The sequence below is a fragment of the Aquimarina sp. AD10 genome, from assembly GCF_003443715.1.
Taxonomy (GTDB): Bacteria; Bacteroidota; Bacteroidia; order Flavobacteriales; family Flavobacteriaceae; genus Aquimarina; species Aquimarina aggregata.
Map to the genome: position 1 here is coordinate 687,041 of NZ_CP031965.1, position 17,132 is coordinate 704,172.

Genomic DNA, 17,132 nt, shown 5'->3' on the forward strand with positions numbered 1-17,132 from the left:
ATTCTAAATTTTTTGTTAAGCTCTTTTGATAAACTTAAATGTGGGCTTTTGTGAATTACTTATGGTTTAACAGGATAAATTAGTTTGTACGAAACACATGTAAGAGATAAAACTCATCATTTATTTTGTTTAAATACTTGTAAATAAAATAATTACATGCAAATGGACTAATATTTTTAAATCATCTGATCAAAACCATTTGTTGCAGGCTTGAAAAGATTTGTTGTAGTCTAAAAAAGATTTGTTCCGTCGATACAACTACCTCGGATATACTTTTACGTTAAAATTTTACAAATAACACACACTAATCAATTAAAACTTATGAAATTAACTGTAATTAACGTAAAACATCGTCAATATCGCAAGTGGTTGCTGGTATTGTTGGTTTTACTTATTCCTGTGATATGCGTGCATGCACAGACAAACACTATTACCGGAAAGGTTTTTGATAACGGAATACCTTTGCCCGGAGTAAACGTATTCATAAAGAATTCAACAAGTGGAACTCAAACTGATTTTGATGGAAATTTTGTATTAAACAACGTCCCAATAAATTCAGTCCTTGTTTTTTCTTATATCGGATTTGAACCACAAGAAGTAACCATTGGCACTCAAACTTCACTTTCAATTACAATGAAAGAAGATTCTCAAAGTCTTGAAGAAGTAATTGTTGTTGGATATGGTGCACAAAGAAAAAGTGACCTTACTGGAGCGATTAGTTCTATCAGCGCTGATGAAATTGTAAGAGCTCCAGTGGTTTCTACAACTCAGGCACTTCAAGGAAGAGCACCCGGAGTTAGTGTAATAGCTAATTCAGGGCAGCCAGGTGCTGCACCATTAATTCGTATTCGTGGTACAGGTACTATTAACAATACGGCACCTTATGTGATTATAGATGGCGTGCCAGGTGACCTAAACAACATTAATCCATCAGATGTTAAATCTATCGAAGTACTTAAAGATGCTTCTGCTACAGCAATTTATGGTTCTAATGGGGCAAATGGTGTAATTTTAGTTACCACAAAGGCCGGAAGAGTAGGGAAACTAAAAATAAATATCAATAGTAGTATTGGTACACGTAATCAAATTAGAGAACTTGATGTTCTTAATTCTCAAGAATATGCGGGCTTAATAAACGAGGGATTAACAAACTCTGGTGAACCGGCACGTTTTACAAATGCCGAAGCTGCAGCGTTACCTACTTTTGAATGGGGGACACTAAACTTACAAACAGGTTTTTTTCAGAATCAACAAGTATCACTATCAGGAGGAACAGAAAAAGTAAACTACTTTGTATCTTATGGATATGTTAATGAAGAAGGAACTTTAAGAGACTCAAATTTTGATAGACATAACCTTAGAATTAATAATGAGTATAAGGTAAATGATAATATAAAGTTTGGTCATAGAATTACATATTCAATTACTGATCAAAATACAAGACGTTCTTTTGGTGCCTTTTTAGAAAGTCAATCGGCAATTAATGGTTGGGCTTGGGAACCATATCTTCCGTTTTTTGATCAAAATGGTGGATTTACAGCTCCCGTTAATAGAACAGCAATACATCCTTTAGCCGAAGTTCGATTTGATACAAACAATGATATAAGAAGGAATTTTGGTTTAAATGCTTATGTTAATGTTGACTTTCTAAAGGATTTTAACTTTGTGAGTACATATGCTCCAGGTTTTGGTACTCGTGAAGCTTATGATTTTGATTTACCTACAGGTACTACATTTGCAGAAAATGGAGGTGTTGTTCAAAACCAAAGACGATTACAGACAAGGTCAGATAGATTTACTGGGTATACTTGGTCCAATGTATTAACCTATGCTAAAGAAATAGGTAGGCATAATATTACTGCCTTGATAGGTCATGAACAACAGGAATCAGAATCGTTTATAAGTACAACCACTACTGTAGATATACCAGATATTATTAATGATCCTGATATTAGTAGTGGTACGACTTCTGCCGCTGGTAGTAGAACTCCTTTGGCTGTATTATCCTATTTTTCTAGAGTAAGTTACAATTTTGCCGATAGATATCTACTTACAGGTACTATGAGATGGGATGGAGCAAGCGTTTTTGGAGAAAATGAAAGATTTGGTAGGTTTCCAGCAATATCAGCTGCATGGAATGTGCATAATGAAAAATTTTTAGAGAATAGTTCGTTTATAAATCAGTTAAAGTTAAGAGGAGGGTATGGAGAAGTAGGAAATCGTAATATAGGTACTTTTGGATATCTTCCGCGTTTGCAAGCTGGTCCGACTTCTGGTTTTGATGTGGTTTTTGATGGTGCACGTTCTGGTGGAGCTGCAGCAAGACAAATTGCTAATCAATCTTTAAAATGGGAACGTGCTGTAAGTACAAATTTTGGTATTGACATATCTTTTTTAAATGATTTTTCAATAACCGTAGATTATTTTGATAAGGATACAGATGGAGCAATTCTCCCTATATTACCATTAACACAAACATCTGGACTAAGTGATACTACCAATTTTAACATTGCAGAAATAAATAATAAAGGTTGGGAGTTTTCTGTAAGTTATAAAAAACGTTTTGGAGATTTTGGGATTCGAGCTACCGGTTATATGGATATGATCGATAATGAAGTTACTTCTTTGGATAGAGATAGTGGTTTTATTGCTAGTGGTACAGCTGCGATTCTTGAAGACTTTGCAAGAACTGAAGCTGGTTTTCCAATTAGCTATTTTTATGGATTACAAACTAATGGTATTTATCAAAATGCTGCAGAAGTTGCTGCGGGACCAACAAACCCGGGAGATCAGACAAATCCAAACATAGTTAATCAACCTGGGGATATTCGATATGTTGATCAAAATGGTGATAATGTTATTGATGGTGATGATAGAGTACAAATAGGATCTCCACACCCAGATTTTACCTATAGTATTAATTTAGATTTTGATTATAAACAATTTGATTTAAGTTTATTTTTCCAAGGAGTAGAAGGGAATGATATTTTTACAGCCTTACCTTATTTCTTTGAAGCTGAATTATCATCTAACTTTACTAGAAGTGCTTTAGGAAGATGGACAGGTCCAGGCACCTCTAACACTTTACCACGGTTAACAGTAGATAATACAAAAAATGTAAGAACGTCTGATAGGTATGTATATGATGGATCTTACTTAAGACTTAAAACAGTTCAATTAGGATATAATTTCCCAAAAGAAGTTATTGATCGACTGCATGTAGACAAACTTAGAGTCTATTTTTCTGGTCAAAACTTAATAACATGGGATAATTATGATATTGGACTTGATCCAGAAATTGGGACTACTTTCTTTGAAGATGCTACAGGTCCTAATAATCGTACTTTAGGATTGGATAGAGGGGTTTACCCACAACCAAGAACGCTTCTATTCGGAATTAACTTAACATTATAAAAAATTATGAAAAAAGGAATTTATATACTCGGCATGCTACTTATACTTATAGGAGCATGTAAATCTGATGAATTCTTGGATACTACACCTTATGGTGTAGCGGTGGATACACCGGGAGCTTTTTTTAGAAACCAAGATGATGCACTTTTAGCTATTAATGCTACGTATCGAAATCTAAGACAACGTTACGCTGCCTTTGCAGGAGATTATGGATACGGTAACATCGGTACCGATGATGCATGGAAAGGGGGAGGAAATCCCGCTGATAACGAAAGTTTGGCTCAAAAAGAAAACTATACAATAACGCCGACTATCGGAGAAATTACAGATAGATGGGGACAATCTTATCAAGGAATATTAAATGCTAATAAAGTGTTAGAGAATGTTCCAGGTATTGATATGGATGAAGCTTTAAAAACAAGAATAATTGGGGAAGCTTATTTTTTAAGAGCTGTATATTATATGGATTTGGCAAAATGGTTTGGAGGCGTACCTATTTACCCAAAAAATCTGGCAACTCCTGCCGAATATCTTGATGTACCCAGAAGTACTGAAGAGGAAACATGGGCATTTGTAGAAGAGAATCTTTTAGAAGCATTGTCTAGGCTTCCTAAAAAATCAGAATATGAAGCAGCAGATATTGGTAGAGCAACACAAGGTGCAGCTTTAGGTTTTTTGGTTAGGGCTAATGCTTTACAAAATGATCTACCACAGGTTAAGCAGTATTCTGAACAATTATTTGACTTAGGTGAATATTCTTTAGCGCCAACCTATAAAGAAATTTGGCAATCTACGGGAGAGAATGGACCAGGATCTATTTTTGAAGTGCAATTTACAGAAGCAGGCCAAGGATGGGGTAGTATAACCTTAGGATCAGCATCAGGAACAGCTTTTGGACCGAGACAAGGTAACGACAATTATGCAGGATGGGGATTTGTACAAGCAAGGCAAGAATTATTGGATGAATTCGAAACAGACGATCCAAGACTAGATCATAGTTTATTTTTTGTACCAAATCAAGAATATGGCCCCTTAGATGCTGATAATAATGCTTATTTTGGTAAGAAAGTTGCCTATGCACCTTTTACGGATTATCCAATTCCAGCAGTACCAACAGATGGATCAAATAATTGGAGGGTACTACGGTTAGCAGATATTTATTTAATGTATGCAGAATCAATATATCAATCAGACCCTAATACAGCGATGGAATATGTGAACAGAATTAGACAAAGAGCAAGAGAAGGTAATAATGCTTTGTTACCAGATATAACAGGGTTAAGCGGGCAAGTTTTATTAGATGCTATTTATCATGAGCGTCGAGTAGAATTAAATCTCGAAGGTTTAAGGTTTCATGATTTGATAAGAACTAATAGAAAGAGCATATTAGAGCAATACGGTTTCCAGGTAGGTAAAAATGAAAAAATGCCTATACCACAGGCAGAAATTGATAATTATGGAGGAAGATTGCCTCAAAATGAAGGCTATTCAAATTAACAACACATTAATTTAGCCTAAGAACGATTCTCTTTATTTTAAGGGAATCGTTCTTTTATTAACGAAAAGAATAATATTCAGGTATTTTAAGTTGAGTATATGAGTAATGAAATCTATAAAAAACAAAAAATCAGTTGGGTAAATTGGTTGGATAATGAAGAAATAATAAAAGCGGTCTTTTTTCTTCTGGTTTTAATAAGTATAAGTTCTTGCAATAACAACACAGATAAACAATTCGAATTAATAGGTCCTAAAGATTCTAATATTGATTTCGTGAATATGGTTTTTGGCGAAGAAGAATTGGATATTATGGAGAATAGTTTTTATCATAGCGGGGCAGGAGTTATGGTTGCTGATTTTGACAATGATGGTTTAGAAGATATTTTTTTCTCCGGAAATCAAGTTCCCTCAAAACTCTATAAAAACTTAGGTAATTTTAAATTTCAGGATATAACAAAAGAGAGCGGTTTATTAAGTGATTCTTGGGCAACAGGAGCAACCTTTGCAGACATTAATGGAGATGGTTTTAAAGATATTTATATATGTACAGTAGGTAAAGGAGAACCTAATTTGTTTTACGAGCATCAAGGATTAAATAAGGAAGGAATACCAATTTTTAAAGAAAAAGCAGCACTTTATGGTATAGGAGTTACAAATGTATCAACACAAGCTGCCTTTTTTGATTATGACAAAGATGATGATTTGGATCTTATAGTAGCGGTCAATTCTCAAATAATGAATTACCGCAACCAAATATATCTAGATACTACTGTTACAACTTCACAAAAAACTCAAGAGTTTTTATTTAAGAATAATGCAGATGGTTCTTTTTCTAATGTTTCAAAAGAAGCAGGTATTACAAAAGAAGGTTCTTCATTAGGTATAGCGATTAATGATTTAAATAATGACGGTTGGCCTGATATTTATATAGCTAATGACTTTCTATCTAATGATTTAATGTACATTAATAATCAAGATGGGACATTTACAAATAAAGCCAAAGAATATTTAAGACACACAACTTTTCATGGTATGGGAGTGGATATCGCAGATATTAACTCTGATGGATTAATGGATATAACTGTATTAGATATGTTACCTTCTTTAGATGAACGAAAAAAGAGAATGCAAATGCCTATTAACTATGATCTTTATGAAGAACGTGTTAAGGTTGGATACCTTCCGCAATTTGTAAGAAATACATTGCAGATTAATAGAGGTAAAAATACTCAGGGAACTCAGAGTTTTAGTGAAATTGGCTGCATGTCAGGAATTTATGCGACAGATTGGAGCTGGGCTCCTTTATGGGCAGATTATAATAATGACGGTAATCGGGATTTATACATTACAAACGGTTACCCGAAAGATATTAACGATTTAGATCATGTTTTTGGATTAGATGCGCATATAAATATAGGTACGTCAGAAGCATATAAAGCACTTAAAATTAAGGCGCAAAATGCAACAAAACCAGTATTAGAAAGTAATTACCTGTATCAAAACTTGGGTAATATGGAGATGTTAGACATTTCTAAGGAAGCAGGGGTAAAGAAACCTTCCATTTCTTATGGTGTGGCATTTGCAGATTTTGATAATGATGGTGATTTAGAACTAGTAACAAATAATTTTAAAGAAGATGCCTTGTTGTATAAGAATAATTCAATACAAAATGATAAAATTCATAAAGCCAATTATATCAAGGTAAAGTTAAAGTATAAAGGAAAAAATAAAGAAGGTCTAGGAACTACATTAAAACTGCATACAAAGAATAAAATACAGACCTATTTTCATTCATATGTAAGAGGTTATATGTCTAGTATGGGAGAAATTATTCATTTTGGTTTAGGAGCTTTAAAAACTGTCGATAGTCTCGAGATATTATGGCCAGATAACCAGAGCCAAATGGTGTATACTATTGATATAAACAAAGTTCTCGATATTACGTATAAAAAGGTAGATAATAAAGAAGTAAAAGTAACCGCCAATAATTACCTTTTCAAAAATAACACGGATACTTTAGGGCTTAGGTATATGCATAAAGAAAATAGATATGTGGACTTTAAGAATGAACCGTTACTTTTTAAAATGTATTCTAAAGAAGGTCCGGGGCAATCAATAGGAGATGTAAATGGAGATGGAAAAGATGATATAATCCTGGGTGGATCTATAGGAAACACGACTTCTTTTTTTATACAACAGGACAATGATTTTTCGCGTTCAGAACCTATAAATGATAAAGAGTATGAGGATATGGGGTGTCTGCTATTCGATGTTGATAATGATAAGGACCTAGATCTTTATATGGTAAGTGGTGGGTCAGAGTATGGTGCACAGTCTAAACATTATCAGGATAGATTATATATAAATGATGGAAATGGAAATTTTACTACATCTCATAATTTACCAAAGATAGAATCCAGTGGAGGAGCAGTAAAAGGGGCAGATTATGATAAAGATGGAGATATCGATCTATTTGTAGGAGGAAAGGTAAAAATGGGCGAATATCCCACAGCTCCTAGAAGCTATCTTTTAGAAAATAAAGAAAGTGTATTAGTTGATAGTACACCAGAAATTTTGCAATTTCCAGGAATGGTATCTGATGCTATTTGGACTGATTTTGATAATGATAGTTGGGTAGATTTAATTCTAGTAGGAGAATGGATGGAGATTAGCATGTTTAAAAATAATAAAGGGAAGTTTGAAAACTATGAGAAAAATGGATTAGAAGGCACATCTGGATGGTGGAATAGTATTGCTGGTGGTGATTTTGATAAAGATGGAGATATAGATTATATAATTGGTAATTTAGGAACAAATACTATTTTTGAAGCGACCACTACCGAACCTCTTAGATTATATGCGGGAGATTATGATAAAAACGATAAAATAGACCCTGTTTTAACTTATTATAACACCACTAAAGAAGGAGAACGTAAAGAAATGGTATTTCATAATAGAGATGCTATGAACGATCAAATTGTTGGCTTTAAAAGAAGATTTAGAGATTATGTAACATATTCTACAGCTTCATTTCGACATGTATTAACAGAAGAAGAAACTAAAGATGCATTAATTTTAGATACCAAATACCTGACATCAAGTTTTGTAGAAAATTTAGGAGATGGTACTTTTAAAATAAAAGAATTGCCTTGGCAATGTCAAGTAGCACCCATTAATGGTATATTGATAGAGGATCTAAATATGGATGGTAATCTTGATGCATTACTAGTTGGAAACTCTCATACGATCGAGCCTATACACGGTAAATTAGATGCCTCTCTTGGTGTTTTGATGCTAGGAGATGGTAAAGGTAATCTAAGTGTTTCTAAACCTATAGAAAGTGGTTTGTTTCTTGATGGAGATCAAAAAAGTGTTGCAAGTGTTACAATGAATACAAAAACTATAGTTACAGTAGGTAGTAACTCAGGAGAGTTTAAAGCTTTGGAAATAAACGACAAAATTCCAGGACAAATTATTAAGTTAGCACCATTAGATCAGTATGCTCAAATTAGCTTTGTTAATGGTACAACTATTAAAAAAGAATTCTATTATGGACATTCTTATCTTTCTCAAAATGCAAGACAACTGGAGATTACATCAGATATGAGCGAAGTTATTATTTATGATTCAAAAGGTATATCACGTAAAATAAAATAAAGATATGAGAGTATTGGTGATATTTTCTTTGAGTATTTTGATATTTAGTACTATCGGTTGTAGTCCTAAGGCTTATGATGATGAGGCCTTCAAAATTTATTCAAAAGAACAATTAAATATTTGGAACAAGATCGTTACTGATATTATGGTAAAAGATATATTTTCTCCACCGGTTGCAAGTAGAATTTATGCCTATCCAAATATTACAGCTCATGAAATTCTAACAAATACAGATACTTCTTTAGTATCATTATCAAATACTATAAAACATTTAAAAGATATACCTGAGCCGCAAAAAGAAAAAAAGTACAATTTTGAAATTGCCGCTATTATTGGATTTTCAATGGTGGCAGAAGATCTGGTATATAGTTATGATATAGTTGCCCATAAAAGGAAAGTATATCTAGAAAAGATCAAAACTTTTGGAATTTCGCAAGAAGTAATAAACAATTCTGTTGAATACGGTGTTTTAGTTGCTGATCATATTAAAAAATGGGCAAATAATGATGGCTATAAAAGTAGAAATAATCATTCACAGATTATAAACGATAAAGGTGAAGGAACATGGAAACCTACGCCACCGGATTTTTTAGAGCCAATAGAACCCAATTGGCATAGATTAAGAACATTTGTTATAGATTCTGCAGGACAATTTTCATCAGGAGAACCGACAGATTTTGATATAGATAAGCTATCTCCATTCTATAAGGAATCTATAGAAGTTTATGATGCTGTAAGAAATGCTTCTACAGAGCAATTAGAGATTGCGAAATTTTGGGATTGTAATCCCAACGCTTCTACACATACCGGTCATATTATGAAATTTGAACAAAAAATTTCTCCTGGGGCGCATTGGATGTTGATAGCGTCTCATGTTTCTAAAAAACAAGATTTAGGTTTTATAGAGCGTGCTAGAGTATTTACGTTTTTATCTGTAACTCTTGCCGATAGTTTTATTAGTTGTTGGAATGATAAGTATAAGACCGTAGTTATTCGTCCAGAAACATATATAAACAGATACATTGATAAAAGTTGGAGACCAGTCTTACAAACTCCTGCTTTTCCTGAGTATACCAGTGGTCACAGTGTTGCTTCTGCAGCATCGGCAGCAATGTTATCTGAAATGTTAGGGCATCAGACTGCTTTTACAGATTCAACAGAAGTCGAGTACGGACTTCCTATACGATCTTTTGTATCTTTTAAAGCTGCGGCTGAAGAAGCTGCTATAAGTAGACTCTACGGAGGTATTCATTATATGCCTGCCATAACCAATGGTGTAAAACAAGGTAATCAGATAGGTAATTACATATCGAAACAACTCATTAAAAAGAACTAATTGATTAAGATTTATTCATGAAGAAATATATACTGGGACTTGCTATTTTATGTTTGGTAGCAATATTGGCTTTTGTTTTTTGGCCTAAAGAAAAAGATTTTGAAGCAAATAGCTGGGAAAAAGAGATAAAAGAAATTGGGTTTACTTCTTCACCTAGAGCAACAGACCTTAATAATGATGGTATCAAAGATATTATCTTAGGAGGTGCAGGAACAGAATTTGATTCTATTCAACATGGTGTTATCGCTTTAGATGGCAGAAATGGAGAATTATTATGGAAAGTACCCGCAAGAAATCAGGTAATAAGCTCGGCAATACTAAAAGATATTAATAATGATGGAGTAGATGATGTATTTATAGGTGGTAGATCAGCAATTTTGTATGCTATTAATGGAGCTACAGGAAAACTTTTTTGGGAGTATTTGCCTAATTTAAAAGATATGGATTTAGTAAATGATCCTAAACTACTTAATTTTTATAGTCCACAATTTTTACCTGATGTCGATAATGATAATGTGCATGATATTCTTGTATCATTTGGAGGATTTGTAAAAGCAATGCCATATGATGATACAGTGAGACCTTCTGGTAAATTAATGATAGTAAGTGGTAAAACCGGAAAACTATTGCATAGTATAGATATGCCAGACGGAAAAGAAACATATATGTCTCCAATAGTACACAAATTTAAAAATGATAATGATATTTCAATAATTTTTGGATCTGGAGGAGAGACAATTCGAGGTAATTTATATAAAATATATCTTAGAGATTTATTAACGAACAGTGGCAGTAAAGCGCAGATTTTAGCAAAGGGAATAAAAAAAGGTTTTATTGCGCCTCCTGTTTTAGTCGATGTAAATAAAGATGGAATTAAAGATATTATAGCTAATGCGGTAGAGGGTAAAACGTTTTGTATTAACGGAAAAACAAATGAAGAACTTTGGGTAGTAAGTTTAGATGATAAATTTCATGTATATACTGTACCAGCAATTGGTTACTTTGTAGGAGATGATAAAGTTCCAGATTTTTACAGTGGTTTTAGTTTTGCTCCCTGGTCAGAAGAAAGACAAGCTGTTCATATTTTAATCGATGGAAAAGAAGGAAAGTTAGTTTCTGCAGATACTATTGGTGTTTTTCAGTATGCATCGTCTACTGTCTATAATTTTATAAATAATGATTTTGATGAAGCACTAGTTGCAACAAATGAATATGGAGTAATACCAAACTCTGGTTTTGATGCTAAATTTTATTTAAATGGTCTTAAAGTTCTTAATTTTAAGGATAAATCATCCGTATCCTTAAGACCATTAAAGGTTGGATCTAATTTAGGGACTACACCCCTGATAACAGATATTGATAACGATGGCTGGTTAGATATCATTAGTTGTTATTCAAAGGACGGGCAAAATTTATATTCTTTTAAAAACGGAATCATAGAACGCACAGAACTCAAGGTAAAAAAAAGAGCTCCTATTGATTGGGGAGAATACATGGGACCACAGTATAACGGGATTTGGAGATAAATTATGGAATAGGTAAGTAGGTAGAATCTTTTACTTCGGTCATTACAAATGAACTTTGGACTTTAGAAATATTTTCTAATGAAGCAAGTTTATTGGATAAAAAGTCTTGATAACGCTCCATATCTTCAGCATAGATTTTAATCAAATAATCAAACATCCCGGCAACGTGATAACATTCTACGACTTCTGGAAATTGTTGAATATCTTTTTCGAATTTTTTTAAATAATCTGTTTGGTGAAGGTTTAACGTTACATTACAAAATACCATCAATTGCAGGCCTATTTTTTTACGATCAAGTATGGCTTTATATGACTTAATATAGCCTTCACGTTCTAGTTTCTTAACTCGCTCAAAAATTGGAGTAGTTGTTAAATTAAGTCTTTCTGCAATTTCTTTAATTGTAATTTTTCCGTCTTTCTGAAGTAAATATACAATTGACCGATCTATCTTATCCATATTATTTTTCTAAAATAAATTAATAATTTAAACTAAAATAGAATAATATTCTTTAAAAATAAATTTAAACTAAAATAATTCTAAAAATAGATGTTTTTGTGGTTTTTAATTCTTTGATAAGTATTTTTATGAAGTGAAAAATAATCAATGATAGTATATAATACTTCAATTTTTTTCTAAATAACTTCTATAACAAAAAAGACATATGAAAGAACACGATTTTAATCCAGAGAGTTTAATGATGACGTATGGTTATAAACCAGAATTATCTGAAGGAGCGATAAAATGTCCAATATTTCAAACATCTACTTTTGTTTTTAAAACAGCAGAAGAAGGAAAAGCTTTTTTTGAATTAGCATATGGGTTAAGAGAAAAATCTCCTAAAGAAGAATTAGGACTTATATATAGTAGAATTAACAACCCTAATCTTGAAATATTAGAAAATAGACTTTGTCTTTGGGACAAAGCTGATGATTGTGCAGTCTTTGAAAGTGGAATGTCCGCAATTAGTACAGTATTGTTAGAGTTTTTAAAACCAGGTGATCTATTAGTGTATAGTAACCCTTTGTATGGGGGTACAGATCATTTTATACATCATTTTTTAGATAAAATAGGAGTACATACCATAGGAGTGATGCCGGACCAGAGTATGGATGAGGTTACTCAAATGATTAAAGATTCTGGCAAAGCAGATAAATTAGCCATGATTTTTATGGAAACTCCAGCCAATCCAACCAATGATATAGTCGATATTGAAAGTTTTAGCCAAATCGCGAAACAATTTAGTACAGACGAGAAAAAAGTTTTGGTAGCAGTAGATAATACCTATATGGGGCCATTATGGCAACACCCATTACAATGTGGTGCAGATTTGGTGATGTATTCTGCAACCAAATATATTGGAGGACATAGTGATTTGATTGCTGGTGCTGTTCTTGGAAATGCAGAATTGATGATACGTGTAAAAACATTACGTACTTTCTTGGGTAATATGGTAAGCCCACACACAGCATGGTTATTATTAAGGAGTTTAGAAACATTGAAAATACGAATGGATCAACAAACTCAAAATGCTCAGGTTGTTGCTAACTATCTTAATAATCACTCTAAGGTTGAAAATGTATATTATTTAGGATTATTAGAAGAAGGTACAGAAGCACATATAATATACAAAAAACAGTGTTCTGCGCCAGGCGCAATGGTATCTTTTGATATTGTAGGAGGAGAGAAAGAAGCATTTGCTTTTTTGAATAATTTAAAGCTAATGAAACTTGCTGTAAGTCTAGGAGGAACAGAAAGTTTAGCAGAGCATCCTAAAACAATGACACATGCAGGAGTTGATCTAGGACAGATGCAACAGATGAATATTACAGATCAATTAGTGAGATTGTCGATAGGAGTAGAGAATGCTAAGGATCTAATATGGGATCTCGAACAAGCATTATCAAAAATAGAAATAGGTGCTACACTAGAACTTACTGAAGTTTAAATAGGAGTAATAGATGGTTTAAATAGAAAGCACAGTTAACTCTGTTAACTGTGCTTTTTATTATATTAAATTTAGTATTGAATCCTATTTTATATCCTAGTTTTCACATAGATTCTTCAGTTTTTCTAATCCCTTATTCCAATCCTTACCCATCAATGACTCCATATCAGTAAAAAGATTCATGAGATTAAAAGGGTAAGACATTTCACTTTCAAAACCCCAAGTAACTTCAGTTGCATTACTATCTTTTTTTAATTTAATATACCCTTTGGCTTCACTTTCATAAGGTTCGTAAAATTTAAGGTCAGTTTCAAGAAGATTAGGAACCTCAATTTTGGCAATGGTTTGGCTACCTTTCCCAACTTCTTCAACGTCACTATCCCAACTAGCTTTTGCTCCAATAGCACCATCTGTGCCAGTCAATTCTTTTTTCATATTAGGATCATATTCATTCCAGGGGCTCCATGCATCTAAATCAGATAAACTATTTACATGTTCCCATACTACATCAATAGGTGCATTGATACGAATTGTTTTTTCATAGACAACCTCTTTAGAAACAAAAATGGCTGCAACAAGTGCAATAATAATAATTCCAATAAGTGCAATAATTACTTTTTTCAAAATTTTCATGTTGTTGTTTATTTACGGTTAAAAATTAGATTGTATTATGTTTTTTAACAATAAAGATTTGATTAAGAACATGTTATTTTAGAAAAGAGGCATCTACAAATTTAAGAGTTTTTTAATTATAGGCCTTTTTACATAATATTTGGTAGATAAGAACTCGGGATTTAATAAGCCTAAAAAATAAACATTGTTTGTTTTTTTAATAAATAATAAGAGTTTGAAAATAAGCTAATTTATAACTCTAACCGCCTTAAATGTTTTGAATAGGATGCTTTTATATGCTCTTATATAACATAAGTTAGTGTCATCTTGATTAATCCAAACTTTTACAGCATAACTTTTCCCACTATCAGCATTGTATATTGTGCCTCCTGATAGTACACCATCTTGATAACTAAGGTTATCTAAAATGACCATTCCTAATAAAGGTCGATTTTGAAGTTCTTTTTTAGGGTTTTTATTATCCAAACCATTAAAATTAGATAATGGTTTTTCTGCTCGTTTATCAATCTTTCCGTAGAAGTGATCTCCTTCTTTGTAAATTTCGATAATAGAACCTCCAGTAATTTTCCATTTTCCTATATAGGTGTTTGAAGTAACCGAAGAAGACACACAAAGTAAGGCAATAGCAATACCGATAATAAATTTCATTGATATAAATTTATCAATAATATTAAATTTATAGTAAAGAAACTATAATAATATCATCAATTATTAAACGAATTAACGTTTTTGTTTGTAAATACTAATAAAGTCAGGAGGTTACCTAAAATTATAAAAAGAGTATAAAATTTATATTATAGTATAAGTTAGGAATAAATATACGTAGTTCCTCTTATTTTATAATCTAGACTCATTACATAATTTTGTATAAATTAATAAGCTTGCTTTTTAAATAGAGTATCAATGTAAAAAATCTACAATTATGAAAATATTAGGTGTCAACTTCAGATTTATATTAGATTTTCTTAAAGAACTGCCTAAGGCTTGTAGCCATGCAATTCATAGATAGTTTTACTTAGGGGGGAAATATATCTTTAAAGTTTGGGGTTTTTCCCCCTTGTGAGGTTTGTACCTTCACAATATCTTTACATCAGAATTAAAAAACAAAATATGAACAAATTTTTACACATAAACATCATGAATTTACTAGGCATTAATTTTCGTTTTATTTTAGAATTTGTTAAAGAATTACCTAAGGCTTCAAGCCACGCTATTCATAGATAAAAATATTAACAATTAGAGTAAGTAATCAGTTTTATCATTTGGGGGAATTATAAAACTAATTATTAAAGGGAAGAAAAAAGCCTCATCAAATTTGATGAGGCTTTTTTTATATTTTTTAAAAGAAGGTTATTTTTTACTTCAATGCACCAACCATGTCTTCTGGTTTTACCCATTGGTCAAATTCTTCTTCAGTAACGTATCCAAGAGCAACTGCCTCATGTTTTAAGGTAGTACCGTTTTTGTGAGCAGTATTTGCAATTTCGGCCGCTTTATAATATCCAATTTTTGTATTTAACGCAGTCACTAACATTAAAGAATTATTTAGCAACTCTGTAATTCTTTTCTGGTTAGGTTCAATACCTTTAGCACAATGCTCATCAAAAGATACACATGCATCACCAATTAATTGAGCACTTTGTAATAGATTTGCTGCCATTACAGGTTTAAAAACATTCAATTCAAAATGTCCTTGCATGCCGCCAACATTAATTGCAACATCGTTACCTAGAACTTGTGCACAAACCATTGTTAATGCTTCACATTGTGTAGGATTAACTTTTCCTGGCATAATAGAACTCCCTGGTTCATTTGCTGGTATAATTAATTCTCCGATACCACTCCTTGGTCCAGAAGCTAACATACGAATATCATTTCCTATTTTATTTAATGAAACCGCTAATTGTTTTAATGCACCATGAGTTTCTACAAATGCATCGTGTGCCGCTAAAGCTTCAAATTTATTTTCGGCAGTAATAAATGGAAGACTTGTAAACTGAGCGATAAATTCTGATACTCTTTTAGCATAACCTTTTGGAGTGTTAAGTCCTGTACCTACAGCAGTTCCTCCTAGAGCAAGTTCTGCCATATGAGGTAATGTGTTTTCTAATGCTTTTATACCATGATCTAACTGAGATACATATCCAGACAATTCTTGACCTATAGTAAGGGGAGTAGCATCCATAAAGTGCGTACGTCCAATTTTTACAACGTCTTTAAATTCTTTAGATTTATTATCAAGCGTATTTCTTAATTGTAAAACTCCAGGGATTGTTACTTCTACAATTTTCTTGTAAGCAGCAATATGCATTCCTGTCGGAAACGTGTCATTTGAAGATTGAGATTTATTTACATCATCATTAGGTTGTAATGTTTTTTCTCCTTCCCCTATAGTATTACCTGCTAATTGATGTGCTCTATTTGCAATAACTTCATTTAGGTTCATGTTACTTTGTGTTCCCGAACCTGTTTGCCAGATTACTAAAGGAAATTGATCGTCATGTTTTCCTTCTAGAATTTCATCGCATACTTGTGCAATAAGATCTCTTTTCTCTATAGGTAATACTCCTAATTCACAATTGGTATATGCTGCAGATTTTTTAAGATATGCAAAACCATAAACAACTTCTAATGGCATTGATGCTGGAGCACCTATTTTAAAATTATTTCTTGACCGCTCTGTCTGTGCACCCCATAGCTTATCTGATGGCACTTTAACCTCGCCCATGGTATCCTTCTCTATTCTATATTGCATAACTTGTGATGATTTGTTTTTTTTGAAGGGCAAATTTAAGCATTTGAACCGCTATTTCGGAATAAAGAAGCTAATTTTTGAGATATAAATTTTTTAAGAAAAAGCCAATTTCAAAATAAATGATATTTATGTTATGACATGTACATAAGACTTATTATCTTTGTCAAAATTGAAAATTATATTATCGTTATGTTCGAATTTGATCAATATCTTGGTTTTTTAGCTTTTTTAACTATCCTTACAATAGGATTTTGGTTGATGATCTTTTTATTAACTTTTGTAGTTCCTTATTGGATTATTGGAGCTAATATTGAAAACTTTAAAATGTGGAGAGAATCAAAGCGTAAAGATAAATAGGCATAACGAAA

10 protein-coding genes are annotated in these 17,132 nt (G+C 32.4%); 6 read left to right on the forward strand and 4 right to left on the reverse strand.

What is annotated here, in order from left to right:
- Window positions 1–321: 321 nt before the first annotated feature.
- The 5 genes from D1816_RS02850 (at window position 322) to D1816_RS02870 (ending at window position 11,430) form a co-directional block, all read left to right on the forward strand.
- The gene (locus D1816_RS02850) at window positions 322–3,414 is read left to right on the forward strand and encodes a TonB-dependent receptor (protein ID WP_066310824.1); all 3,093 of its coding nucleotides are present in this window, start codon (window positions 322–324) and stop codon (window positions 3,412–3,414) included.
- A 6-nt stretch (window positions 3,415–3,420) separates the two neighbouring features.
- Window positions 3,421–4,911 (forward strand): RagB/SusD family nutrient uptake outer membrane protein, encoded by a 1,491-nt coding sequence (locus D1816_RS02855; protein ID WP_066310822.1) that lies wholly within the window; start codon window positions 3,421–3,423, stop codon window positions 4,909–4,911.
- A 99-nt stretch (window positions 4,912–5,010) separates the two neighbouring features.
- Window positions 5,011–8,568 (forward strand): VCBS repeat-containing protein, encoded by a 3,558-nt coding sequence (locus D1816_RS02860; RefSeq protein ID WP_118501114.1) that lies wholly within the window; start codon window positions 5,011–5,013, stop codon window positions 8,566–8,568.
- Window positions 8,569–8,572: 4 nt separating this feature from the next.
- Complete coding sequence (locus tag D1816_RS02865) at window positions 8,573–9,904, forward strand: vanadium-dependent haloperoxidase (RefSeq protein WP_118501115.1); 1,332 nt, start codon at window positions 8,573–8,575, stop codon at window positions 9,902–9,904.
- A gap of 17 nt (window positions 9,905–9,921) precedes the next feature.
- Window positions 9,922–11,430: a hypothetical protein gene (locus D1816_RS02870; RefSeq protein ID WP_118501116.1), complete on the forward strand. Its 1,509-nt coding sequence runs from the start codon at window positions 9,922–9,924 to the stop codon at window positions 11,428–11,430.
- Window position 11,431: 1 nt separating this feature from the next.
- On the opposite strand, the gene D1816_RS02875 is transcribed toward D1816_RS02870, so the two are convergent.
- Window positions 11,432–11,887 (reverse strand): Lrp/AsnC family transcriptional regulator, encoded by a 456-nt coding sequence (locus D1816_RS02875; protein WP_066310817.1) that lies wholly within the window; start codon window positions 11,885–11,887, stop codon window positions 11,432–11,434.
- A gap of 205 nt (window positions 11,888–12,092) precedes the next feature.
- Between D1816_RS02875 and D1816_RS02880 the strand changes: the two genes are divergently transcribed.
- On the forward strand, window positions 12,093–13,376 hold the full coding sequence (locus tag D1816_RS02880; RefSeq protein WP_118501117.1) for a cystathionine gamma-synthase family protein: 1,284 nt from the start codon (window positions 12,093–12,095) through the stop codon (window positions 13,374–13,376).
- A gap of 96 nt (window positions 13,377–13,472) precedes the next feature.
- Here D1816_RS02880 and D1816_RS02885 read toward each other — a convergent pair whose 3' ends face one another.
- The 3 genes from D1816_RS02885 to fumC all read right to left on the reverse strand — a co-directional run bounded on the left by D1816_RS02885 (window position 13,473) and on the right by fumC (window position 16,764).
- Window positions 13,473–14,009 carry an SRPBCC family protein gene (locus D1816_RS02885; protein WP_066310812.1) on the reverse strand — a complete coding sequence of 179 codons (537 nt, stop codon included), beginning with the start codon at window positions 14,007–14,009 and terminating at the stop codon, window positions 13,473–13,475.
- 225 nt (window positions 14,010–14,234) lie between these two features.
- Window positions 14,235–14,657, reverse strand: coding sequence for a DUF2147 domain-containing protein (locus D1816_RS02890; protein ID WP_066310810.1), 423 nt, complete (start codon window positions 14,655–14,657; stop codon window positions 14,235–14,237).
- Between the two features lie 709 nt (window positions 14,658–15,366).
- A complete protein-coding gene (gene fumC, locus D1816_RS02895; protein ID WP_066310809.1) occupies window positions 15,367–16,764 on the reverse strand; it encodes a class II fumarate hydratase in 1,398 nt (465 codons plus the stop codon).
- Between the last annotated feature and the right edge of the window lie 368 nt (window positions 16,765–17,132).